Here is a 24,247-nt window from a genome sequence, read left to right as displayed (position 1 = left end):
CCTGCACTTGCGGACCGCCAATAGCCAATTGCCGGATAAAAACCCAGACCAATCGCTCAGGCGATTTGCTGAAAAATGTCACGCAAGCGGTCCAGCGCGGTGTCGATGTCCAGGGTTTCAATGGCGCCAAACCCCATGAGAAGCCCGGCCTGCGGCGCCCGCTGGTAGTAAAAGGTGTCGATGGAATACAGCCCGACTTCGACCTTTTTCGCCAGCTCGATCAGCAATGGCATATCGATAGGCACTTTGCACATAAGCACCATGTGAAAACCTGCCGTGCTCGGGATCGCTTCGAGCCAGGGAGACAGGTCACCGGCGATGCGCGTGAGGATGCGTTCGCGACGCCCGGCGTAGATCGTATGACAGCGCCGGATGTGCTTGAGCAAGCAGCCTTCGGCAATGAATTTGGCCAGTGCCCATTGGGGCAGGGTGGAGGTGTGCAGGTCGGTGAGTTGCTTGGCACGGATCACCGCTTCGAGTATCGCCGGCGGCAAAATCGCGTAGCCGAGGCGCAGTTCCGGCAGCAGGGTTTTCGAAAAGGTCCCGACGTAGGCGACGATCCCGCGCTCATCCATGCTTTGCAGCGAGTCGGTGGGCCGGCCTTCGTAGCGGAATTCACTGTCGTAATCGTCCTCGATGATGATCGCGCCCAACTCGTAGGCGCGCTCCAGCAGCGCCACGCGACGTGTCTGGCTCATCGGCATGCCGAGCGGAAACTGGTGGGACGGCGTGACATAAATCAGCCGGGTGCCAAGGGGGATTTTGTCGACCTGGATGCCGTCTTCGTCGACCGGTACGCCGATCACTGTGGCGCCGTGGCTGCCGAACAGAAGGCGCGCGGGCGGGTAACCGGGGTCTTCCATGGCGACGATGCTGCCGGGGCGCGTGATCACGCGGGAGATCAGGTCCAGCGCTTGTTGCGCACCGTTGCACACCACCACGTCTTCGTCCTGGCAATTCACCCCACGGGAAAACGCGATGTGCCGGGCGATCGCATTGCGCAGCGCCGGCAGGCCTTCAGGCAAGCTGTAGAAGCCTTTGGAGCCGGACATCTGACGCAGCGCGTGGGAGGTACAGCGCCGCCAATCGTCCTGCGGAAACTGGCCCTTGCTGGTGGCGCCACCGATGAAGTCATAACGCAGCGAGCCTTCCAGCGTCGGGTGACGCAAAAACACCGGCAAATTGCGCCACGACTCGATGACCTCGGCGCTCGCCAACTGCGAATGGCTTTGCTTGGGCTGCGCTTTGGCCGTTCGGGCATTGACGTAGGTGCCTTTGCCGATCACCCCGGTCAGGAAGTTTTCATAGGTCAGTTGCGCGTACGTGTCGGAAATGGTCTTGCGCGAGATGCCCAGCTGTTCGGCCAGCAGACGGCTGGGCGGCAGTTGCGTCCCGGCTGCCAGGCGACCGGATTCGATGGCGCTGCGCAGTTGGTTGTACAACTGGCCTGCCAGGTCCTTGCGGCCGTTGATGACAACATGAAGTTCCATACCGGCGGGGCTCCTGGGCGGTTGAGGCACGTGTGCGTCGCGCCAGATTACGCGCATGCGCCGCCGTGCAGAAGTTGCGTGGGGGAAAAACCGCGGATTGGTCTGCTCGGAGTGGTCCACCGGTATTTCGCGCAATTGGATCTGTAACACCGGCGCATCAGCGCTTACCGTGAAAACATCTATCAATCCACGAGGCACGCCATGACTTCCCGTCTGGATTACTACAGCGCGTCGCCCAAAGCGATGAAAGCGATGATCGCCATGGAGGCGTTGACCAGCAACCTGAGCATCGAGCCGGCGCTGCTGCACCTGATCAAGATCCGCGCCTCGCAGCTCAATGGCTGCGCCTTCTGCACCGACATGCACTCGGTGGACGCGCGACGCCTCGGCGAGACCGACCGGCGTCTGTATTCGATTGTGGTCTGGCGCGACAGCGGCTTTTTCAACCCGCGCGAGCGCGCGGCGCTGGCCTGGACCGAAGCGGTCACCTTGCTCTCGCAAAGCCATGTGCCGGACGACGTCTACGCCCAGGCCCGGGAACAGTTCAGCGAGAGCGAGATGGTCGACCTGACCATCGCCGTCACCACCATCAACAGCTGGAATCGCCTGGCGGTGAGTTTCCGCCAGTCCCCCAGCGCGTGATGACGCTGTCACATCAGGTTCATGAACGTTGCGCAGGATGAGGTTTTCAAAGGACAGATCGACAGGGAGTCATTGATGTCATTCATGGAAACCGCCGGGCGCCAAAGCCCTGCCGAATACCGCTCGCCGGTAGACACCTCGTCATCCATACATGCGCAGGCCGCCGCGCTTGACCCGCAACTGGCGCAAGCGTTCATGGTCAGTGCCCGCTGCGGTTGTTTCATGCAGGCGTCGCGCAGTCTCAACATCAAGGCGACGTTGCTGCGCAAGCAGTTGGCGCAACTCGAAGCGCACCTGCAGTGCTCGCTGTTCAGCCATGGCGACAATGGGGTTGCCCTCAGTCGTGAAGGCTTGCAGCTTCAGGCGCAGCTGATTGCCTTGGCCCATGAACGCGACTTGCCGGTGATCGAACAGCCCTTGGTGCGCCTGGCCGTCGCCGAATCGATCCTGCATGACATCCTCGGTCGCGACCTGGTGGCCTTGCTGCGCCGCAACGCCAGCGTGCGTCTGGAGATCATTTCCCTCGACAGCGAGCTGGCCCTGCGCGCCGTCAGCGCCGATGTCGTGGTGTGGCTGGCCGGCACCGATTCACCGCTGCCGGGCCCGAGTTTTGCCGTCGGCGAGCCGCGACGCCTGGCGCGGCTCGACTACCTGCCGCACATTGCCAAGCGTTATACACGCACTGCGTCACGCCCGGACAACCTCGATGACCTCGCTGATTTCCTGCTGGTGCAATGGCAGCCTCATCGTCAGGTCGAGAGCTTTGTGCCGTGGAATGAGCTGGTGGATCAGCGCCTCGCCGGGGTGGTGCAGCTGCATGCCTACGAGCTGATGCTGGAGATGATCCGATGCAGCGCCTGTATCGGTTTGCTCCCTGGTTACATGAGCCATTTCGACCGTGGCCTCATCGCGTTGCCGGGGTTGTTTGGCCAGCCGATGCAGCGCCAGGTGTGGATGGCGGTCAATGCGCAGTCGCAGGATGAGGCGCAGGTGCAGATGATCGTCGAGCTGATTCAAAACACCTTCAATGAGCGCCGGGAGTGGTTCGAAGCCTGAGCACTCCCACATTGGTATTCGCCATGCTGGAAGATTGCGTTGTAGAGTGGGCGGCCATGTCTGTATCAAGGATGAATCAACCATGCCCGTCACTGACGCTGTCATTACGCTTGAACGCTTCAACGAATCCCACCTCGAAGGCATCACCGCGCTTTACAACGAGCCAGCGATTACCCGGCAAGTGCTGCAAATGCCGTTTCAGTCCATCGAGGTCTGGCGCAAACGCCTGGATCCGGTCAACGAACGGCATGTGCAACTGGTGGCGCTGAGTCAGGGGAGGGTGATCGGCAACATCGGTCTTGAGCAGTTTTCGCGCATACGTCGTAGCCATGCCGCCAATTTCGGCATGGGAGTCTCTGAGGCTTGGCAGGGCAAGGGTGTTGGCTCGAAACTGCTGGCCACCGCGCTGGACATCGCCGACAACTGGATGAATCTGCAACGGGTCGAGCTGTCGGTGTACGCCGACAACGAAGCAGCCATCGGTTTGTACCGCAAGTTTGGTTTTGAAACCGAAGGCCTGTTTCGGGACTACGCCGTGCGTGACGGAGTGTTGGTGGACACCTTGAGCATGGCGCGTCTGCGCCGCACGCCCAAGGCCGGTTGATTCACTCGCCCAGTGCGAACGCCACCGCCGCCTGCGCATGCAGCTCGGTGGTGTCGAGCAGGGGCAGGGTGCTGTGTTCGGGTTTGATCAGCAGGCCGATTTCGGTGCAACCGAGGATGATGACCTGGGCGCCGCGTTGGCTCAGAGATTCGATTACCTGCCGATAAATCCGGCGTGAGGCCTCGCTGATCACCCCGACGCACAACTCGTCGTAGATGATCCGGTGCACGGCTTGACGCTCCTCTGCGTCCGGCACCAGTACGGTCAACCCCATCGACGTCAGGCGTTCCTTGAGAAAGTCCTGTTCCATGGTGAACGCAGTCCCCAGCAACCCGACGTTCAGTGCGCCGGCATCGACCGCCGCCTGTCCGGCCGGGTCGGCGATGTGCAGGAACGGAATGTTGATCGCCGCCTGAATCTGCCCGGCGACCTTGTGCATGGTGTTGGTGCACAGCACCACACAATCGGCGCCGCCAGCCTCCAGCCGCCGCGCGGCATCCACCAGAATCAGCGCCGCATCGTCCCAGCGGCCGGCATGCTGGGCCTGTTCGACAGGCCCGAAGTCGACGCTGTACATTAGCAGTTTCGCCGAACGCAACGGCCCGAGCCGGTCGCGTACCTGTTGGTTGATGAGGCGGTAATACTCGGCGCTGGACTCCCAGCTCATGCCGCCGATAAGGCCGATGGTGCGCATGGCGTGCTCCTGTTGATGGCAACCCTTTGTCTGGGAGTATCCCGTGGCGCTTCACGGCTTTCTATCAGGAAATTTCACATGCTGAGTCAACGACTGCCGGGCGCTAACGTCAGCTTGCAACTTCTGCCCCGTGCCGCTTACAGCGCACGCGATCCGGCGCAGTCGCGCACCATCGGGGTGACGCTGGAGCGCCAGCAGGGTGTGCACGCGATTGACTCGGATCGGCGGGTGGATTTCGATACGTTGCCCGGTGTTCTGGCGTACACGCCGGAGGGCGTCGAAGTGTTTTCCGAATCGTCCAGCGGTGGCGAATACTTGCTGATGCAGCTGGACGAATCATTTGCCGATGAGCAATTGCCCGCCATTGGCCATCGCGTACAGTCGTGTGGCAATCGACAGGCGCTGAGCCTGGCGCGCGAAGTGCGGCTTTTGTTGCTGGCGCCACAACCCGACCTACTGGCACTGGAGCAATGTGCCCTGGGATTTGTGGGGTTGGCGCAGCCGCAGGTCGAAATGGCTCATCGGCCCGCGCCAGCCGCACTCGCCCAAGTGCTGGACCTGATCGCAGAACAATTCCATCAGCCCCTCACGCTGCAACAACTGGCGGCGGCCTACGGCCAGAACGAGCTGCGCTTTCTGCGCGACTTTACCCGGGTCATCGGCCTGACACCGCACGCTTACCTCGTTGAAGTACGACTGCAGGCGGCACGGCGGATGATCGAGCACACCCGGCTGAGCCTGGCTGACATCGCCCTTGATGCCGGTTTCGCCCATCAGTCGCACATGGGCAGCGCCTTCCGCAAATTCCTCGCCATGACCCCCAGTCAATACCGCTCACGCTTTTAGTCGTACGCCCGCCGCGCGCATCTGCCATGCTCAAAGTCCGCAGCACTGTTTCAACAAAGGAACACCGCAATGGACGACGTACAACAACTGGGCGAGATGCTTCGCCACTACGCAGACAGCGAAGCGCACAAAAAACAACTGTTCGAGTCGCAATCGGCCGTGTGGGCGACGCGCATTGGCGAGCTGTTCGATCAGATCCAGCAATGGCTGGAACCGGTCCGGGCGCCGAACCTGCTGGAAGTCAGCCGTGAGGCGTATGTCGCCTCGGGGCCGAGTGTTCCGGTCGAGACGTCAACATTCAAGACCGAGAAACTGGGCATCGTGATCGCCGGTAAACCCGTGGAGTTCGTGCCGGACGTGATGGGTACCGGTGGGCAGATTTCCCTGGCGGTGATGGGCCTGACCGCCGCGCGGTATGGCAGCATTTCGCTGGTGTGCCTGCCGCCGGCCAACAACTGGCAGTGGCGCAAGACCAATGGTTTGAAGGACCCGGACACCTTTGCCTTCGATGCTAATTTCCTGGCGCTGCAGTTGCAGAGCTTGATCCCCCGCGATCGGAGCTGATCTCTCTGACCCAACCCCAATCCCTGTGGGAGCGGGCTTGCTCGCGAAGATGGTGGCACATTCAACATCCATGTGACTGACATACCGCCTTCGCGAGCAAGCCCGCTCCCACCCTGGATCTGCGGTGCATCAGATTTCGAGGTTTATCCAACCGGGTTTTGCCACTTCCGGCGCAACCGCCTTCACCACTTTCCCCGTCGCCAACTCCACCCGTCGCGCCACCTCCGGGTCATCGGCAAACGGGATCAGGCTCGCTTCCTCCAGACTCTCCGTTGTCTGCTGCTTCAGGCAGTACTCGACCGCCAGCCAAAGCCCCGCAACACCCACGATATTCAACACGATCTCGAACATCTCAGCTCCTCGCCTCAGGCAATCCGTGCATCACGTTCAGCCATCGCCACGTCGGAAACCCGCACGGTGCGCCAGGCGTTGTACGCCATCAGCAGCATGCCGCTGAGGAAGAACACGCCGCCGGCAAACCGCACCACAAATCCCGGATGACTGGCCTGCAAGGCTTCGACGAAGGAGTAGGTCAGCGTGCCGTCGTCGTTGATCGCGCGCCACATCAGGCCCTGGGTGATGCCATTGACCCACATCGAAGCGATGTACAGCACGGTGCCGATGGTCGCCAGCCAGAAATGCAGGTTGATCAGCGGCGTGCTGTACATCTGCTCGCGGCCGAAGACTTTCGGAATCATGTGGTAGACCGCGCCGAAGGTGATCATCGCCACCCAACCGAGGGCGCCGGCGTGCACGTGGCCGATGGTCCAGTCGGTGTAGTGGGAGAGGGCGTTCACGGTTTTGATCGCCATCATCGGCCCCTCGAAAGTCGACATGCCGTAGAAGGCCAGCGACAGCACCAGAAAACGCAAAATCGGATCGGTGCGCAATTTATGCCAGGCGCCCGACAGGGTCATCATGCCGTTGATCATGCCGCCCCAGCTCGGCGCCAACAGGATCAGCGACATGGCCATGCCCAACGACTGCGCCCAGTCCGGCAATGCGGTGTAGTGCAAATGGTGCGGGCCGGCCCAGATGTACAGGGTGATCAACGCCCAGAAATGCACGATGGACAAACGATAGGAATACACCGGCCGCCCGACCTGTTTCGGCACGAAGTAATACATCATCCCGAGGAACCCGGTCGTCAGGAAGAAACCCACCGCGTTATGCCCGTACCACCACTGCACCATGGCGTCGGTGGCGCCGGAATACACCGGGTAGGACTTGAACCAGTCCACCGGAATCGACAGGTGATTGACCACGTGCAACATGGCGATCACCACGATGAACGCGCCGAAAAACCAGTTGCCGACGTAAATGTGATGGGTCTTGCGTTGCACCACCGTGGTGAAAAACACGACGGCGTACGCCACCCAGACCACGGTCATCCACACCGCGCCGGAGAACTCGATCTCGGCGTATTCCTTGGTGGTGGTGTAGCCCAGCGGCAGGGTGATCAGCATCACCACGATGACCGATTGCCAACCCCAGAAGGTGAAGGCGGCGAGGGTGTCCGAGTACAACCGCACCTGGCAGGTACGCTGCACTGCGTAGTAACTGGCGGCGAACTGCGCGCTGCCGGCAAAGCCGAAAATCACCAGGCTGGTGTGCAGCGGACGCAAACGCCCGAACGAGGTCCACGGCAGGTCGAGGTTCATCTCGGGCCACACCAGTTGCGAGGCGATCCACACCCCCATCGCCATCCCCACGACGCCCCAGAAAATGGTCGCCACGACGAATTGGCGGACGACCTTGTAGTTATAGGCCTGTCCGATTGTTGCTGTGCTCATGGTCAATGCTTCCACGGTTGCAAAGTCTTGCCAGGCCACCCGGACTGGCATGCCGTGAACTGTAGAAACCTCATCGAAAACAAAACAGATTCAGGAAAGCGCAATTAATACGGATCAGATAAAGGCGCCGTACCTGTCAGAGTTGACAGTATCGGCGGATTGAATCCAGCGGTTTAATAAACCCGCTGACGCATTGGGTAGTGGTGAGTTCCAGTGGTTGCGTTCAAGGCAAGTCAGCCCTGCCGGTCATGGCGATCAGGAGGGGCACTTTCATACAGGATGTTCTGAACTCAAGGGTGAACCAATGACAACTTCCACTTATACAGGCCCCAAGGCGCCTGCCGATGACGCGTCCGTGATGCCCGATATTCGCGGTAAAAAGATATTCATGGGTTTTTGGCATAACTGGGGGCCGAGTGTCGGGTATCAAGGCGGATTGACGGGTGAAGTGCAACTGGAAGACATCCCCGTCGAATACAACGTTGTGGCCGTCGCGTTCATGAAGGGGGCCGGTATCCCGACATTCAAGCCATACAACCAGACCGATGTGGAGTTTCGGCGTCAGGTCGGCGTACTCAACAAGCAAGGTCGCGCGGTGCTGATTTCACTGGGGGGCGCCGATGCTCACATTGAGCTGCGCAATGGTCAGGAACAGGCGCTTGCCACTGAAATTATCCGATTGGCGGAAGTCTATGGTTTTGATGGGCTGGACATCGATCTGGAGCAGGCCGCTATCGACTTTGCCGATAACAATAAGGTGATTCCGGCGGCGCTTAAACTGGTCAGGGAACACTACGGGAAAGAGGGTAAACACTTCATCATCAGCATGGCGCCAGAGTTCCCGTATCTGAGAACCGGGGGTAAGTACCTACCGTATTTGACTGCGCTGAAGGACCATTACGACTTCATTGCCCCTCAATATTACAACCAGCGCGGCGATGGGCTTAGTGTCCCAGGGCTTAACCCACCATGGCTTGCGCAGGACGATGGAGTGCGCAAGGAAGAGTTCCTCTACTACCTGACCGCCGCATTGGTAACAGGTGATTTGGGTTTCACCAAAATCCCTGCCGACAAATTCGTTATCGGCTTGCCCAGCAATATCGATGCAGCCGCCAACGGATATGTAGTTGATCCCGCTTTTGTGAAAAATGCACTCAAGCGACTGGTAAAAGACGGCAACCGGATCAGAGGCTTGATGACGTGGTCGTGCAGTTGGGAGTGTGGCACCAACAAGGCCGGCGATTCGTACGATTGGCGCTTCAAAAGGCTTTACGCACCCATCGTTGATGAGATGCCGAATCAACCTCAGTAGTGATCCATCAAACTGATATGGTTTTTTTGAAGTCTCCTGAATCTGTAATGTTTTTCCGGTGCCCCTCATAGTCGCCTCATCGAAAACGAGCCACAGAGCCCGTCCCATCCTGATGAGGTAGCCACATGTATCAGTACGACGACTATGACCGGGCGCTGGTCTTCGAGCGGGTTGCGCAGTTTCGTGATCAGGTCGAACGCTTCACGGCAGGCGAGTTGAGCGAAGAGGAATTCCTGCCGTTGCGCTTGCAGAATGGCCTGTACATGCAAAAACACGCGTACATGCTGCGCGTGGCCATTCCCTACGGCACGCTGAGTGCGCAACAGATGCGTACGCTGGCGAGCATCGCCCGGGATTACGACCGTGGCTACGGCCACTTCACCACCCGGCAGAACATGCAGTTCAACTGGATCGAACTGGCCCAGGTGCCGGAAATCCTCGAACGCCTGGCCCAGGTAGAAATGCACGCGATCCAGACGTCCGGCAACTGCGTGCGCAATATCACCACCGAAGCCTTCGCCGGGGTTGCGGCGGACGAGTTGATCGACCCGCGACCGCTGGCGGAAATCCTGCGCCAATGGTCGACGATCAACCCGGAGTTCCTGTTCCTGCCACGCAAATTCAAGATCGCCATCTGCTCGGCCGTACAGGACCGCGCGGCGATCATGATGCACGACATCGGTCTTTATCTTTACCCCGGCGCCGACGGACAAATGCTCCTGCGGGTGATCGTAGGCGGTGGTTTGGGACGCACGCCGATTCTTGGCCTGCAGATTCGCGAAGGCTTGCCGTGGCAGCATTTGCTGTCGTATGTCGAAGCGGTGCTGCGGGTCTACAACCGCCACGGTCGGCGGGACAACAAGTACAAGGCGCGGATCAAGATTCTGGTCAAGGCGCTCGGTATCGAAGCCTTCGCCAGGGAAGTGGAGGAGGAGTGGCAGCACCTCAAGGACGGTCCGGCGCAGTTGACCGGCGATGAATATGCGCGTGTCGCCAGTGCCTTCGTGCCGCCGGATTACCGTTCGCTGTCCAGTACCGACCTGGAGTTCGGCACCCGCCTGGCCGAAAACAGTGCATTCGCCCGCTGGGTCTCGCGCAACGTCCAGCCGCACAAGGTGCCGGGCTACGCCAGTGTGGTGCTGTCGACCAAACCGGGCAGTGCTTCGCCGCCGGGAGATGTCACCGGCGAACAAATGGATGCCGTGGCCGCGTGGTCCGAGCAATTCGGTTTCGGCGAAATCCGCATTGCCCATGAACAGAACATCGTCCTGCCGGACGTGCCGAAGTCGGACTTGTTCACGCTCTGGCGTGTGGCTTGCGAGCATGGGTTGGGCAGTGCCAATGTCGGTTTGCTGACCGACATCATCGCGTGCCCCGGCGGCGATTTCTGTGCATTGGCCAACGCCAAGTCGATCCCCATTGCGCAAGGCATTCAGGCGCGTTTTGACGACCTGGATTATCTGCATGATCTGGGCGACATCAGCCTCAACATTTCCGGTTGCATGAACGCCTGCGGCCATCACCACATCGGCAATATCGGCATTCTTGGCGTCGACAAGAACGGCAGCGAGTGGTACCAGATCACCCTCGGCGGCGCTCAGGGCAAGAACAGCGCGCTGGGAAAAGTCATCGGCCCATCCTTCAGCGCGGCTGAAGTGCCCGACGTGATCGAGCGGATCATCGCCACGTTCGTGCGTTACCGCGAGAGTGAGGAACTGTTCGTCGACACGTTGCAGCGCCTTGGTCTGGAGCCGTTCAAAGAGGCGGTCTATCCGAAGTTGCTGGAGGTCTCGGCATGAACAATCTGCTGCGACTGGAGGCCGGTGTAGCGCGGATCGATAGCGCCGATCCGTGGACCCTGGTCAGGGAGCTTGCCGCCGGATTGCCGTCAGGTCCGGTGATAGTCCCGCTGGCCTGCTGGCTGGAGGAACCCGGGCGGCAGGGCGTGTGGCTGGGGCCGGACGATGAAGTGGAAAGCCTCAAGCCGTGGTTCGACCAACTGCCGCTGATTGCGCTGGATTTCCCGAGTTTTCGCGACGGTCGTGGTTACAGCCAGGCGTATTTGCTGCGTACCCGACTGGGCTGGACCGGCGAATTGCGCGCGGTTGGCGATGTCCTGCGCGATCAACTCAGCCACATGCGCCAATGCGGGTTCGACAGCTTTGCGGTGCGCGAGGACAAATCCGCCGAAGACGCGCTCAAGGGCCTCGCCGGCATGAGCGTGTTGTATGGCCGCTCGGTGATCGAGCCTCGACCGTTGTTTCGGCGCCGCTGAAAACCACACGACTTTTTGCTTTGGCCGGGGACCCCGTTTTGATAGAGTCCGCGCCTCATAAGGAAGCGGGTCAAAGAAAGGAGTCTGGTTTGAGCGCGGGCAAGAAAGTTTTAGGGCTGGTCGCAGTGTTGCTGATGGCGGCCCTGTGGGGCAGTTATGTGTATCTGTTCCAGGAGAACCGTGACGGGCAACTCGGGGCCTCAGCCGACAGTTCCGCCTGGTGCGGCACGCCACCGGCCAGCGATGCGGCGGCGCTGGGCAAGGATCACCTGACCCTGCGCATCACCAACAACGTACGGGGCGATTTCATGCTCTCGGGTGCGGTCATCGTCTCCGAGCGCACTTTCGATCGGTATGACCTGGGCCGCAACGAGTTGCGCCTGCGCCTGGAACCTCTTCAATGGTCCTACGGCGTCACGCCGATCTTCCTTGAGCAGGTCAGGATCAAGCCGCTGAGTCGCAACCTCTCTTCGCTCGACAAAAGTGCCTACGCCGAGCTTGAATCCCGGCCCATCGGCGTGCAGGGTCGGGCGGCGGCGTTTCCGTTCGACACCTGGCGCTATGGCTACAAACCGGTGCTGTACATCCTCAAGGGCAATGAACGGATCGACCTGAAGTTCAAACGCATCACCACCCTCATGGAGATGTCCAACACCTTCACGCCGATTCAAAAGTACAACCGGGTCGAATACATCAACGAGAAAAATTCATTGGTTCGCGAGGACGATTACAAGCCTTACGCGGCCAATGAGTGCGCCTTCAGTGTCGAGCGCAAAGGCTCGTTCAAGGTGATCGTGCTGCTGTTGTTGCTGGTGATCTGCCTGCCGCTGATGCACGTGTTTTACCGCGACGAACCGGGCATCGATTTTCTCGCGACACTGGTGAGTATCGGCGCGATCCGCGTGCTGTTGGTGGGACCGCTGGAGGACTTCCAGCTGTACAACATCGACTTCCTGTTTGGCGCCGCGATTCTGCTGGTGGGCACGGTGTCGTTGATCAAGGCGATGCGGGCGAACAGTCGGCGGGAGTTGGCGTTGAAGAGTGGTTCTTCGTGGTGATGCAAGGTTAAGACCGTGGCGACGCTTTCGCGGGCAAGTCGGATCGCCGCACCGCTCGCTCCTACAGGTAATGTGTGTACGCCATTTTTTTGTACGACACATAACCTGTAGGAGCGAGGCTTGCCCGCGAAGGGGCCCTCGAATCAACCCTCGGATCACTTCAATGCCGGATCCCCCATGTTCATCTTCTTCCAGCCCTGCAACAGCACCTGGGCCTTGGGCTCCTGTCCGTTTTCCAGGTAGTACTGGATCAACGACAACCGCGCATTGCGGTTCGCCGGTTGCACCTTCAACAACCGTTCCAGTTCCTCGCAGGCCTCATCGACCTTGCCGCTGTCATGCAGCGCCACCGCCAGCACATAGCCGAATTGCGCGCTCTGGGGTTCCAGCCCGGCGGCTTTGCGCAGCACCGGCATGGCCTGGGCCGTTTTGCCCGCTCGTATCAGCGACAACCCTTGGGTATGCAGCAGCAAAGCGGCGTCCGGATGCTCCTTGATGCCCTGTTCCAGCAGGGCCTGTGCCTCCTGACCGCGCCCACTGGCTTCCAGCCACTGCACCAGCGTCACCAGCGCCGGGTAAAAGTCCGGATCGCGCTGGAGCGCCGTGCGCAGCAGCGCTTCAACTTCAGCGCTGCGACCGCTGGCCTGATACAGCATGGCGAGGTTGAGGTTGGCTTCCGCGCGTTCGGCCAGGCTCTTTTGCACATCCTCATACTCGGCGATGGCGGCGTTCCAGTTCGCCTGAGCGCTGCCCAAACCGTCGCGGGCGACGCTGAGCAGATCCCGGGCGGCAGCGATGCGTACCGCTTTGACCGGGTCACCCAGTAACGGTGTCAGCAGTGGTGCGCGCTCCGGCGGCGGGAGGAACGCGCTGATCGCCCGAACGGCGCTTTCACGCACTTGCGGTGCCGGGTTGCGCAAGTCATGAGTCGCCAGTTTCAACGCCTGTTCGCTGGGGTACAGCGGCAACTCGGCCAGCAGCGTTGCGCGCTGGATCGCCGGCAGGTTGCTGCGTTGCAGCTGTTCGTACAAGGCTTGCGCCGCGCCGGGCTGACCGTTGCGAATCAGCCACAGGCTTTCGTCGTAACGCGGCGCCTGGGGGGCGGCTGCGGTGTCCCAGAGTTTGAATTGTTCAGTGATTTTGTCACCGGTATTGCCCTGATGGCAGGTCAGGCAGGCGTCCGGCGTGCCAAGTTTTTTCGCCCGCTCAGGGTTGGGAATGCTGAAGCTGTGGTCATGCCGAAAGTCATTGCCCATGTAGAACTTGCCGGGCATGTGGCAATCCACGCACTGCGAACCCGGTTGGCCCAAGGCGTGGCGGGTGTGCTCGACAGAATCGTAGTTTTTCGCCTGCAAGCCCTTGCCCTCGACACCGGCCACCGAGGTTTTGCCGGCGCTGTTGTGGCATTGCAGGCAGACGCCGTTGCCCGGTGCCTTGAGTTCGTTGCTGTGGGGATTGTGGCAGTTGCTGCAGCGCACGCCCTTGTCGAACATTTTGCTCTGGGCGAAGGAACCGTGTTCGAACACTTCGTCCTTGATCTTGCCATCCAGCGCATACAACTCGCGGGTCAGGGGGCTGGGCAGATAGTCATCCATCAGGCGCTTGCCGACGGTGAAGCCATCACCCAGCGGTGCGCGCCGTGAATGGCAGCGGGCGCAGGTTTCGATCTCGACGGTCGCGTCCTTGTCCTTGAGGTCGACGGCGAAACCGGCGTGGATCAGATCAGTCTTTTTCGCGGTCCATTCCAGGTGACTGGACGCCGGACCGTGGCACGCCTGACAACCTACGCCAAGGCTGTTCCACTGACTGTCAAAGGTGTTTTTAGCCGCATCGAAGTTGCGTTTGTAGCCGGTGGTATGGCACTCGACGCACATGAAATTGGCGTTCTGGCTCGGCTTGCTCCAGTGCAACGGGTTCTTGAAGTTCACACCCTGGCCCGGATAGAGGTGAAACCAGCGGTGTTTCTCGGTATCCCAGGCGACACCCAACGCCTGCAACCGACCGTCACCGACCTCAATCAAATACTGCTGCAACGGCGCGATACCAAAGGTGTAGGCGACCTTGAAATCAGCGTTGTTGCCATCAATGCCCGGCGTGTTGACCCAGAATTCGTCGTTCTTGCGCGAAAACCGGGTCGTCTCGTTTTCGGCCTTGAAGGTGACGTTGTTGAAGTCGCCGAGCATCGTCCCGGCGCTGGCTTCCTGCATCGCCAATTGGTGATGCGAGCCTTGCCAGTCCTTCACTTGCTCGCTGTGGCAAGCCTGGCACTGTTGCTCATCGACCATCTTCGCCGGCGCGGCGACCACGGGTTTTTCAGGAGCAATGACCGGTGTACTGAGCGGCGGCGCATAGGTCACCGGGGCCGGTTGGCTGCTGAACAGAAACCAGCCAATGCCCCCGATCGCCAGGAGCAGCACGCTGATGAGAACGGGAAACAGATAACGAGAAAACGAAGTCGGTGACGAATCAGGGTTTGGGGCGACTGCTTTGTTTTTATGTTTCGGCATTGCGACTTCCATAGTCCGGGTGCGTTTGCCGTCAGGCGCGCGTTCTAGCTCGATGCAGCTTTGACGGATGCCGGGCGTCTGTCAAATGACAGGTGTGATCCTCTGCGCGGCGATAGATGAATGTTGTGATTCTGCACAACAAAACGCGCTGCATTAGCTATACCTGTTAAACCGTTTCCAAACCGTAGTCGACCGCCCTACAGGAGTTACCGCATGAAGCTTGCATTGATGATGAGTACATTGTGTATTGCCTCGATCGGCGTAGTTGGCTGCGCCAGCAAAAAGGTCGAGCCAGACGAGTATTCAGGCTTCCTCAAAAATTACAGCCAACTCCAGGAAGCCAAATCACCTTCGGGTGCAGTAGTGATGCGCTGGATCGATCCGAAAGTTGACATCAAGAAATTCCAAAGCGTGTACATCGAGCCGACCCAGCTGTATCCCAAGCCTCAGGCAACCGTAAAAATCCCTCAGACCACCCTGAACGGAATCACCAGTTATTACGATCAGGCGCTCAAACGCGAAATCGGCAAATCCCTGCCTCTGGCCTCAGGCCCTGGCCCGGGTGTGATTGTGGTACGCGCCGCGATCACTGCCGTGAGCAGCAAGACCGAAGGGCTGAAACCTTATGAAGTGATCCCGATTGCGTTGGTGGCAGCGGCGGTGAGTACTGCCAGCGGTATTCGTGATCAGCAGACCGACCTGGCCACCGAAGCGGTGTTCCTCGACGGCGGCAGCAATAAAGTCGTGGCCCAGGTCGTGCGCAAGGGCACCGGCAAACCGCTGGAAAACGAGTCGCAGGTGATGAAGGCCGATGACGTGAAAAGCGTGATCGATGGCTGGGCTGCGGATATGCATCAGTCGTATCTGAAGCTCAAATCCAAGTAAGCGCAAAAAGCTTCGCGGGCAAGCCTCGCTCCTACAGAGTTGCGGTCGGATGCAAAAAATGTGTACGACTCGGACCTGTAGGAGCGAGGCTTGCCCGCGAAAGCGTACTTATGGGCACCGCATCACTCCCCGACAAACCACCGGTAATACGGATTCCCCCCATCCCCGCGCATCACCTCGCGAATATCCCTGGCCCACGCATCACGGTCGCCGTCATAGGCATGCAGGCTCGCCCGATAGAACTGCATCAAGCGCTGCTGGTGCGCATTCATCCGCTCGATGAATCCCGCATCGGCATTCACTAACGGTGGCGCGACGTGCAAGTCCAGCAGGGCGGGGAGCACCCGACTGATCTCTTTGGCCCGCACCCACGGCGCATATTCGATACGCGGCTGGTCGTCGGTCACTGGTGGGGCATCGGCGGCGAAACGCTCCAGCCCCGTGCGATCGGTGACCCACGTGGCGAGCAAGGCGTTGGCGGAACCGATGCCCACGTCCTGCAACGTGCTGCGCACGCTGTCCTGCTGGAAGCGCTCGCTGATTTTCGCCGTATCCAGCGCAATCGGTTCCATCGAACCCACCAGCAGCATTTCGTGGAACTCGCTGGTCCACACGTTGGCGTACGGGAAAACATCGAGAAAGCTGCGCACCAGGGAGCGCGAATCGTCGATGTTCTGCGTGGGCAGCGGCAGCCACTGCGCGACCAGCCCTTGTTTCTCCAGACGACTGGCGGCCAGTTGGTAGAAGTCCCGGGAGTAAAGATTGACCACGCCGGCCGCGGAGGGCGGTGGCGGTTCAAGGGTGATCAAGTCATAGCGCTGCGGGTTGCGCAGCAGCTCCTGGCGCCCGTCGCGCAGGCGTACGTCAACGCCGGGATCGGCGGCGGCATTGAAGTTGCCTTTGAACAGCGGCGCAGCCTTGACCACCGAAGGCAGCAACTCGGCCACCACCCGGTGTTCGAGCCCCGGATAACGGGTCAATGCGCCTGCGGTGATGCCGGTGCCAAAACCGATCACCAGCGCCGAGCGCGGTTCGCCGTTGTGGATCAGCAGCGGCAGCAGCGCCTGAATGCGCATGTAACGCAGGGACGGCATGGCGTCGCCGGTGTTGGACACGCCTTGAATGTACAAGCGCTGGAAGGCTTTCTGCCCCTTGCCCTGGGTGACCACCGCCACGGTCCCGCCGCGTCCTTCCTCATAGAAGGCCAGCGTGGCGTTGCGAGCACCGGGGAGCAGGCTGGCGAGTTTGTTCACCGGGGTAAATACCGCCACCGCCACCGACAACAAGCCGATAGCCACCACCGCTTGGCGCCGACCTTTCTTGACCCCGTGACCCTTGCGCACCGCGAAGTACCCGATCCCGGCGGCGACAATGGCCAACAGCCCCAATGTGCGTACCAGGCCCAGCCACGGGATCAGCACAAACCCGCAGAGCATCACCCCGACAATCCCGCCCAGCGTATTGAACGCCACGACAGCGCCGACATCCTGGCCGACCCGCTCGCGGCCAACGCTCAGGCGCAGGGCGAGGGGAAACGCCGCGCCCAACAACAGCGTCGGCACAAACACGATGCTTAACGCCGCCACCGCAAACCGCGCGCTCATGCCCGGCAACTCACTCGCACCCAGCGACAACACCCAGGCTTCGGCGAGGCTTTGCGCGACCACCAACCAGCGACCGAGCAGGGCGATTTCCAGCAACGCGACCAGCCCGGCGCCGGCAATCAGCAAACCGAATACTCCCCAGGGATCACGAATGCGCTCCACCCGACGGGCCAGCAGCACACTGCCGAGAAACAGCCCGGTGAGGTACGTCGCCAGCACCACGGCAAAGGCGTAGGTGCGGGTGCTCATGAACTGCACGATCGATTGCGACCAGACCACCTCATAACCGAGGGCCACGCCGCCGGCAATCGAGTACAGCCACAAGGCCAGTCGGTCGGGCGCTTTGCTGGACGTGTGTTTTGCCGGCGCAACGGCCGGCAGTGAACGGTGACGCTGAAACCACAAGGCGCCAGCGGCAGCCAGCAGGTTCAGCATCGCGGCGGCCAGGGCGCTGCCACGCACACCGAGGGTGGCAATCAGCACGAACGCGGCGAGCAGGGTGCCGGCGATAGCGCCGGCGGTGTTCGCCGCGTAAAGCTGGCCGCCAGCCTTGCCCAGATTTAGCGGGTCAGTGGCCAGCGAGCGCACCAGCACCGGCAAGGTGCCGCCCATCAATAGCGCCGGGATGCCCACTAACGCAAACGGCAATACCCATGCGGCCAGACCGATGTGTTGTTCCAGCCAGGCAAACGGGCTGGCCGCGAGGCTCATGGCGAAGGTCGCGCCGACACCCAACACGGCCACGACCACTTCCAGTCCTGCATACAGCAGAACGGGCTGCTGCAAGCGATCCGCCCAGCGTCCGAACAGCCATCCACCCAAGGCCAGCCCGGCAAAAAAAGCGCTGATACCGGTGGTGATTGCATAGACCTCGACGCCGACCACCAGCGACAGTTGCTTGATCCACAGCACCTGATACACCAGCGCCGCAGCACCGGAGACGAACAGCAACAGGGCCGGGATCAGCAGCGCGGGGGAGGCGGCATGAGGAACAGGAATGGCCGACGACTTGCTGGCGACACGTGAGGACATAGGGCTATTGCCTTGTACAAAAATTCAAATAAAACACAAATCCTTGTAGGAGCCGGCTTGCTGGCGATAGCGGTGGGTCAGACACCGATTGATTGACTGGAAGACCGCTATCGTCGGAACGCCGCCCGCAGCAAGCCGGCTCCTACAGGGTTTGTGTTTGCACCATGGAATAGGGCCGCTCGCCCGGTCAGGGCGAGCGGCGGTCAAACGTTATTTCTTGGCTTTTTCTTCAATCCGTCGATCCACATCCGCGCGGATCTGATCGATGCTGAAGCTCGCCGGTTTCTGGCTAGGCGGATACTCGACGAAGGTTTCCAGGAATCTCGCGGCCTGGGTGGACGCTAGCGATACGAGGTACGCATTCTTGGCCGTCCAGTCGTAATACTGGTCGGAAACCACATCGGCACGTTCATACGGATCCATGCGCAGGTTGAAGATTTTCGGTACGCGCAGGCAGACGAACGGTTCGGCCCAGACTTCGAAACCACCTGGTTTGCGTTGTTCGCAGAACACCGCTTTCCAGTTGCCGGAGCGCATGGACACGAGCACGCCGTCATCGTTGAAGTAGAAGAACTGCGTGCGCTCACTCTTAGGCGATTGGCCGGTCAGGTACGGTAGTTGGTTGTACCCGTCCAGATGCACCTTGAAACTGGTGCCGCCTGAAGCCGGCGCCCAACCCTTGAGCAGCTTGTCCTTGACCCCGTCGTCGCCAGCAGCCGCCAGCAAGGTCGGGAACCAGTCGAGGCCCGAGAACAGTTCGTTGGAAACCTCGCCCGGTTTGATCTTGCCCGGCCAACGCACCATGGCCGGAACGCGGTAGGCACCTTCCCAGTTGGAGTTCTTCTCGTTACGGAACGGCGTGGTCGCCGCGTCCGGCCAGGACCATTGATTCGGGCCGTTGTCGGTGGTGTAGACCACGATGGTGTTGTCGGTGATTTTCAGATCATCGAGGGTCTTGAGCAGTTTGCCGACATCGCCGTCGTGCTCGAGCATGCCGTCGGCGTACTCGTTGCCTGGCATGCCGCTCTGGCCCGCCATCGATTCACGCACATGAGTGAAGGCGTGCATGCGCGTGGTGTTCATCCAGACGAAGAACGGCTTATCGGCCTTGGCCTGTTTCTCGATGAACGCTTGCGCAGCGGCGGTGGTTTCGTCGTCGATGGTTTCCATGCGCTTGGTCGTCAAGGCGCCGGTGTCCTCGATCTTGCCATCGGCAAAGCTGTGGATCACGCCGCGTGGAGAGTTGGCCTTGACCCACTCGGGGTCATCTTTGGGCCAATACGGTCGTTGCGGCTCTTCTTCGGCATTGAGGTGGTACAGGTTGCCGAAAAATTCGTCAAAGCCGTGGTTTGTCGGCAGGTATTCATCCCGGTCGCCCAAGTGATTTTTGCCGAACTGGCCTGTCGCGTAGCCTTGCGATTTGAGTGCCTGAGCAATGGTGATGTCGCGTTTCTGAATGCCGACCGGCGCACCTGGAACGCCGACTTTCGACAGGCCGGTACGCAACGGCGTCTGGCCAGTGATGAACGATGAGCGTCCGGCCGTGCAGCTGTTCTCCGCGTAATAGTCGGTGAACAGCATGCCTTCCTTGGCAATCCGGTCGATGTTCGGAGTCTTGTACCCGACCACGCCCATGGAGTAGGCACTGATGTTGGTCTGGCCGATGTCATCGCCGAAGATCACCAGGATATTGGGTTTTTCGGCGGCCCCGGCAGTCGCCGAAATCGCCATCACCGAGGCCGCCACCAGGGCGAGTTTCGGTAGCCACTTGCGTATGCGAGTCATCTGACTTGCTCCTTTTGCGCTAGTGTCGCGTGGTGCGACAAACGTTTATTGCAGTCCTGCGTCACGCTTTTTATTGCACTTGCTCGGGAGTGGCGGCTGCCTCGAACGGATAGATCCGGCGCCATTCGGACGCCATGTCGACGATAGTCCAGCCACGGGTTTTTGCTTCGTCCAGGGCTTTGTCCAGGCGCCCGATATCGGACTTGCGGTCATAGGCCCATTCGCGTTTGGCGTCGGTGTGGTGCACCAACCCCATGAATCGTTTGCCGGGGCCGGCGGCAGTCCACTGCAACATTTGCAGGTCGCCGTCGGAATTGCCGAACGCCAGGATTGGCCGCTTGCCGATCACCGCGTCGATGCTTTCCGGTTTGCCCGGGCCGTCGTCGTTGTGGGCCAGTTTGGGCGTGCGCACGATCGAAGCTTTGCCGTCCTTGAACTGGAACGCCGTGACGAAGGTGGTGCCGATCACTTGCTCGGGCGGGATGCCGTAGACCTTCTCGGCGAAGGCGCGCATGAACCCGGTGTCGCCACCGGAGACGATGTAGGTCTTGAAGTCCTGGCCGCGCAGGTAGTCGAGCATTTCCAGCATCGGCTGGAAGATCATCTCGGTGTACGGCTTGCCGGTCTTCGGATGCCGGGCCTGGCTCAGCCAGGTCTTGGCGTAGTCGTCGAAGGCTTCGGTGGTCATGCCGGTGTGGGTCGCGCCGAAAATCTTCATGATGCCGTCCATGCCGGCGGCGGCGAGTGCCTGGTGATCGTTTTCCAGAACGGCCTTGAAGGGCTGGGTGGTTTTCCATTCCGGGTGCTGCGGCGCGGTGCGCTTGACCTCTTCCAGGGCAAACAGCAGTTCGAAGTACATCGGCTGCTCGCTCCACAAGGTGCCGTCGTTGTCGAACACGGCGATGCGGTCAGCGGGCTTGACGAAGTCCCTGCTGGATTGGTCGGTGACCGTCTGGACGAACTCGATGATGTGCTTTTTCGCCGGGCCGTCATTCCACGACGGCAATGGCTCGTTGGCGTGTGCCAGCAGCGGCAGGATCAGCGTGAAGAGCAGCGTCAGCCCGAAACGATGGTGGCTTGATGTCGCGTTCGTCATGGGAATTCCTTCTCGTGGACGGGGTTGAGCGGCCGCAGTGCGGGAACGGTCCGGACGTTGCTGCCTCGCGCCTGACTATGCAGCGTAGACAAGGATTGCCCGAGTTGGCGCAGCGCCTGATCTTCGGTCGATTGACGGCTGTAACAGGCGCGTAACAGGTCCTGCAGGCGCGGGCCGAGGACGCTCAATTTCAGGCCCCCGCGACTACGTTTGAGCCACAGGTACAGGGCGCTGAGTTGCGCCGGTCGGGCGTTGATTTGCCGTGGAATCTGACGCCAGGCGTAGTCGGCGGATTGCAGCCACGCGGCGTGTCGGGCACGGCGTCGGTCGCGCACGGACAGGTAAGCGCGGTGTATGAAAGGCCTTGCGAACCAGCCCAGGAGCAGCACTGCCGGCAGCAGCAAGACAACCAGCCAGTGCCTGGAAAAACGCACGCGACTGTGCTCGCCCATTTGTTTCAGGTCTTCGGCAATCGAGAACACTGGCGTGTAAGCACTGTTGGCGATGGCCTTGAAGCTCACCGCCGGCACTTGTGCAGTGCGGGTTTGCTGGCTGTTGGTGTCCCACCATTTCAGCTCGATCGCGGGCAGGTTGTGATGGCCTTCGCTGTCGATTCGGTAAGTCACGGTGTCGATGCGTTGGCCGCCGGTGAAGTTGCCTCGGCCGTCGTCCAGGCTGCTGATTTTCGGATTTTTCGGGTAGCGACTCAGGCCGCTTACGTCACCCAGTGACGGCGCGGGCAACGACATGGCCACGGCGTTGTCGGCCTGCAAGGTCAGTTGCCGGGTCAGGCTGTCGCCGACCTTCAAAGGCGTTGCCGAGTCGATGACTTTTTGCGTGAAACGCAGCCCTTGCGCCACCAGTACCGGTTCGCCGGATTTGAATCCAGGTGGTTGCTTGGCGGTGAAATGCAGCGGCTTGCTTTGCGCACTCAACGGGGCGCTGGCCTGGCCCGGCGTGGCCTGCACGGTCAGCGCCGGAATGTCGAAACTCCGGGCCAGATTCGGGCTGATCCGGTAGCTGTAGCGCATGCCGTTGAACGCCTTACCGTCCAGCGTCTGGTTGATGTGCTCGGCATGGCCGTCGGGCGGCAGCACCAGCGCGCCGGGCAGTTTCAGGTCGGGCAGGGCGGGGGCGTCGGTGAACCAACTGTCGGTGAGGACGTCGAGTTGCAGTTCCAGGAGACCGCCGACCATGACCGGGTCAGCGGGTTGCAGGCGGGTCTGGATGCGCAGTTCGGGTTCGGTGGCGAGGGCGGATGTGGTGATCAGGCAGCAGAGCAAGGCGGCAAGTTTTGTGGTGAGTGAGCGGACGCCATCGCGAGCAGGCTCGCTCCCACAGTTGATTGGATTGAAATCAATTTTTTGTGATCGCCTCAACTCCCCTGTGGGAGCGAGCCTGCTCGCGATGGCCATGACTCGATTCATGGCTTGCCCCCCACCTGATCCTGCAAGCTGAACTTCTGCTTGAGGAATTTCGCTGGCGATGTCGTCAGGTTCTGCAACCACAACGCGTCCGACGTCGCCTGCTCGGTCTCCACGGCTTTGCTTTGTCCCTTGCCCGGCGCCTTGTCCATCTTGATTTCGTCGGGTTTGACCTCAGGCGCGTTCTGTTCGGCGCTCTCGGTGTCTTTCTCCAGGGCGATGGCCAACGCCAGATTGGCCGTGGCCTCCGGGAACTGTGGTTGCAGCTTCAGCGCCTGGGTGTAGGCCGCGATGGCCTGATCAAACTTGAAACGGCGCACGTAAATATTGCCCAGGTAGAAATACGCCTGGGGTGTTTCCAGTCGCGCAAAACTCGCCAGCGCGAGGTCAAAATCCGCCGCGTTATAGGCCGCGATGCCTTTCCAGTACGGATCTACAAACAGGGCGGCAGCCTGCGGGAAATGCTCATGTTCGAAGGCCCAGCGACCTTGCTGGTCGGGGGTGAAAAATGCATCGGTCAAAGCGTTGGCCTGGGCATTGGTGGGCTGAAAACCGATGCCCAGCGCCAGCAGCAAACCGGCCGTCCAGTTCAGGCTCCAGCCTTTGCGCACGCAGAAAAACGCGATCAGCAACAGCGGCCAGCACAGCCAGTATCCGGCGTCTTTCCAATGCAACTCACGCTGCTCGTCACTGGCCGCCTGGAAATGTTGACGGGCGTGCAGTTCGATCCAGTCCAGATCGTTGTCATTGAGCGTCAGGCTGCCCAGCGGCGCCGCCATGGCTGATGCCAACTGCTTGAGCGCGGCCTGGTCGAAACTGCCAAGGGCCGGGCGGCCGTTGCTGTCGGTGCGCGGCTGGCCATTGGCGTCGCGAATGATCCCGCCATCCTCGCGCCCGACCGCGAGGATCAACACTTGCAGCGTGCTGTCGTTCAGTTGCTTGCCCAGGCCGGCGAGTTGCGAGGTGTCGGCGCCGTCGGTGATCAGCAACAACGTGCCCGGCGTTTTCTCCGCCGCCAACAGGCGTTTGGCCTCGTCGATCACCGCGCCGACATCCTTCCCAGGTTTGCCGATCAGGTCACTGCTCAATGCCTGGATAAACGTATCGAGCAACGCCGGATCGTCGGTTGGCGGCAGCACCAGATGCGCGCTGCCGGCGTAGGCGATCAGCGCGTTGCGAGCACCGGCGCGGCGCTGGATCAGGTCGTGCAGTTTGTGTTTGACCGCTTCCAGGCGACTGGGCGGCATGTCGCTGGCGTCCATCGAGGGCGAGAGGTCGATGGCAATGATCAGCGGCGCACGATTTTCCAGAAAGTCCGGCCGGTCCTGCTCCCAGGTCGGCCCGGCAGCGGCGAGGGCGCCCAACATCAACAGCGCGCATACCAGATGCACCGGCCGCAAGCGCTGTTGGTCCTGCGGGGTCATCAGCAAGTGCGGCAGCAAGTGCTCGGCAATGTTGCTGCGCAAACGCCGCTGCACATCCCGGCTGCGCCTCCAGAGCCACGGCAGCAAGGCACCCAACGGCACGAGCAAGAGCCACAGCGGACGGAGGAAGTGCAAGTCGCTGAGGTTGATCTCCAT

At 60.8% G+C, this 24,247-nt stretch carries 20 protein-coding genes; 10 read left to right on the top strand and 10 right to left on the bottom strand.

Going from position 1 to position 24,247, the window contains the following annotated elements:
* Positions 1 to 56: 56 nt before the first annotated feature.
* Positions 57 to 1,490, bottom strand: coding sequence for a PLP-dependent aminotransferase family protein (locus ACM6IO_RS09865; RefSeq protein ID WP_192227294.1), 1,434 nt, complete (start codon positions 1,488 to 1,490; stop codon positions 57 to 59).
* Positions 1,491 to 1,691: 201 nt separating this feature from the next.
* Here ACM6IO_RS09865 and ACM6IO_RS09860 point away from each other — a divergent pair, with 201 nt between their 5' ends.
* From ACM6IO_RS09860 to ACM6IO_RS09850, 3 genes are all read left to right on the top strand, one after another.
* The gene (locus ACM6IO_RS09860; RefSeq protein ID WP_008030139.1) at positions 1,692 to 2,132 is read left to right on the top strand and encodes a carboxymuconolactone decarboxylase family protein; all 441 of its coding nucleotides are present in this window, start codon (positions 1,692 to 1,694) and stop codon (positions 2,130 to 2,132) included.
* 75 nt (positions 2,133 to 2,207) lie between these two features.
* Positions 2,208 to 3,188, top strand: coding sequence for a LysR family transcriptional regulator (locus ACM6IO_RS09855; protein WP_192227292.1), 981 nt, complete (start codon positions 2,208 to 2,210; stop codon positions 3,186 to 3,188).
* 82 nt (positions 3,189 to 3,270) lie between these two features.
* Positions 3,271 to 3,792 carry a GNAT family N-acetyltransferase gene (locus ACM6IO_RS09850; protein WP_414911371.1) on the top strand — a complete coding sequence of 174 codons (522 nt, stop codon included), beginning with the start codon at positions 3,271 to 3,273 and terminating at the stop codon, positions 3,790 to 3,792.
* Between the two features lies 1 nt (position 3,793).
* Here ACM6IO_RS09850 and ACM6IO_RS09845 read toward each other — a convergent pair whose 3' ends face one another.
* Entirely contained in the window at positions 3,794 to 4,486 is a 693-nt protein-coding gene (locus ACM6IO_RS09845; protein ID WP_008042910.1) for an aspartate/glutamate racemase family protein, read from the bottom strand.
* A gap of 78 nt (positions 4,487 to 4,564) precedes the next feature.
* Here ACM6IO_RS09845 and ACM6IO_RS09840 point away from each other — a divergent pair, with 78 nt between their 5' ends.
* Together ACM6IO_RS09840 and ACM6IO_RS09835 are read left to right on the top strand one after the other, a co-directional pair.
* Entirely contained in the window at positions 4,565 to 5,332 is a 768-nt protein-coding gene (locus tag ACM6IO_RS09840) for a helix-turn-helix domain-containing protein (RefSeq protein WP_414911370.1), read from the top strand.
* 69 nt (positions 5,333 to 5,401) lie between these two features.
* Positions 5,402 to 5,896: a hypothetical protein gene (locus tag ACM6IO_RS09835; RefSeq protein WP_192227288.1), complete on the top strand. Its 495-nt coding sequence runs from the start codon at positions 5,402 to 5,404 to the stop codon at positions 5,894 to 5,896.
* 129 nt (positions 5,897 to 6,025) lie between these two features.
* Here the strand turns inward: ACM6IO_RS09835 and ACM6IO_RS09830 are convergent, their stop codons facing one another.
* Together ACM6IO_RS09830 and ccoN are read right to left on the bottom strand one after the other, a co-directional pair.
* Positions 6,026 to 6,247 carry a cbb3-type cytochrome c oxidase subunit 3 gene (locus ACM6IO_RS09830; protein ID WP_192227287.1) on the bottom strand — a complete coding sequence of 74 codons (222 nt, stop codon included), beginning with the start codon at positions 6,245 to 6,247 and terminating at the stop codon, positions 6,026 to 6,028.
* A gap of 14 nt (positions 6,248 to 6,261) precedes the next feature.
* The gene (gene ccoN, locus ACM6IO_RS09825) at positions 6,262 to 7,689 is read right to left on the bottom strand and encodes a cytochrome-c oxidase, cbb3-type subunit I (RefSeq protein WP_008030155.1); all 1,428 of its coding nucleotides are present in this window, start codon (positions 7,687 to 7,689) and stop codon (positions 6,262 to 6,264) included.
* Between the two features lie 304 nt (positions 7,690 to 7,993).
* Between ccoN and ACM6IO_RS09820 the strand changes: the two genes are divergently transcribed.
* The 4 genes from ACM6IO_RS09820 to ACM6IO_RS09805 all read left to right on the top strand — a co-directional run bounded on the left by ACM6IO_RS09820 (position 7,994) and on the right by ACM6IO_RS09805 (position 12,334).
* Positions 7,994 to 9,001, top strand: a complete 1,008-nt coding sequence (locus ACM6IO_RS09820; RefSeq protein ID WP_192227286.1) for a glycosyl hydrolase family 18 protein — start codon at positions 7,994 to 7,996, stop codon at positions 8,999 to 9,001.
* 125 nt (positions 9,002 to 9,126) lie between these two features.
* Positions 9,127 to 10,800: a nitrite/sulfite reductase gene (locus ACM6IO_RS09815; RefSeq protein ID WP_192227285.1), complete on the top strand. Its 1,674-nt coding sequence runs from the start codon at positions 9,127 to 9,129 to the stop codon at positions 10,798 to 10,800.
* Positions 10,797 to 11,276 (top strand): DUF934 domain-containing protein, encoded by a 480-nt coding sequence (locus ACM6IO_RS09810; RefSeq protein WP_192227284.1) that lies wholly within the window; start codon positions 10,797 to 10,799, stop codon positions 11,274 to 11,276. Before ACM6IO_RS09815 ends, ACM6IO_RS09810 begins: the two co-directional genes overlap by 4 nt.
* A gap of 89 nt (positions 11,277 to 11,365) precedes the next feature.
* The gene (locus ACM6IO_RS09805) at positions 11,366 to 12,334 is read left to right on the top strand and encodes a hypothetical protein (RefSeq protein ID WP_207284255.1); all 969 of its coding nucleotides are present in this window, start codon (positions 11,366 to 11,368) and stop codon (positions 12,332 to 12,334) included.
* A gap of 155 nt (positions 12,335 to 12,489) precedes the next feature.
* On the opposite strand, the gene ACM6IO_RS09800 is transcribed toward ACM6IO_RS09805, so the two are convergent.
* Positions 12,490 to 14,841 (bottom strand): tetratricopeptide repeat protein, encoded by a 2,352-nt coding sequence (locus ACM6IO_RS09800; protein ID WP_414911369.1) that lies wholly within the window; start codon positions 14,839 to 14,841, stop codon positions 12,490 to 12,492.
* A gap of 213 nt (positions 14,842 to 15,054) precedes the next feature.
* On the opposite strand from ACM6IO_RS09800, the gene ACM6IO_RS09795 reads away from it, so the two are divergent.
* Positions 15,055 to 15,726 (top strand): DUF3313 domain-containing protein, encoded by a 672-nt coding sequence (locus ACM6IO_RS09795; protein WP_414911368.1) that lies wholly within the window; start codon positions 15,055 to 15,057, stop codon positions 15,724 to 15,726.
* Positions 15,727 to 15,848: 122 nt separating this feature from the next.
* Here ACM6IO_RS09795 and ACM6IO_RS09790 read toward each other — a convergent pair whose 3' ends face one another.
* The 5 genes from ACM6IO_RS09790 to ACM6IO_RS09770 form a co-directional block, all read right to left on the bottom strand.
* Positions 15,849 to 18,362, bottom strand: a complete 2,514-nt coding sequence (locus ACM6IO_RS09790; RefSeq protein WP_414911367.1) for a fused MFS/spermidine synthase — start codon at positions 18,360 to 18,362, stop codon at positions 15,849 to 15,851.
* Between the two features lie 210 nt (positions 18,363 to 18,572).
* Entirely contained in the window at positions 18,573 to 20,147 is a 1,575-nt protein-coding gene (locus tag ACM6IO_RS09785; RefSeq protein ID WP_008036341.1) for an arylsulfatase, read from the bottom strand.
* Positions 20,148 to 20,217: 70 nt separating this feature from the next.
* Positions 20,218 to 21,243 (bottom strand): HAD family hydrolase, encoded by a 1,026-nt coding sequence (locus ACM6IO_RS09780; RefSeq protein WP_008030176.1) that lies wholly within the window; start codon positions 21,241 to 21,243, stop codon positions 20,218 to 20,220.
* Entirely contained in the window at positions 21,240 to 22,670 is a 1,431-nt protein-coding gene (locus tag ACM6IO_RS09775; protein WP_414911366.1) for a hypothetical protein, read from the bottom strand. Before ACM6IO_RS09775 ends, ACM6IO_RS09780 begins: the two co-directional genes overlap by 4 nt.
* Positions 22,667 to 24,247: a VWA domain-containing protein gene (locus tag ACM6IO_RS09770; RefSeq protein WP_414911365.1), complete on the bottom strand. Its 1,581-nt coding sequence runs from the start codon at positions 24,245 to 24,247 to the stop codon at positions 22,667 to 22,669. Before ACM6IO_RS09770 ends, ACM6IO_RS09775 begins: the two co-directional genes overlap by 4 nt.

Origin of the sequence: Pseudomonas sp. IT-P44, from assembly GCF_949768225.1 — a bacterium.
GTDB lineage: Bacteria > Pseudomonadota > Gammaproteobacteria > Pseudomonadales > Pseudomonadaceae > Aquipseudomonas > Aquipseudomonas migulae.
The sequence above is the reverse complement of the archived record's forward strand: the minus strand, read 5'-3'. Positions and strand labels throughout refer to the sequence as shown.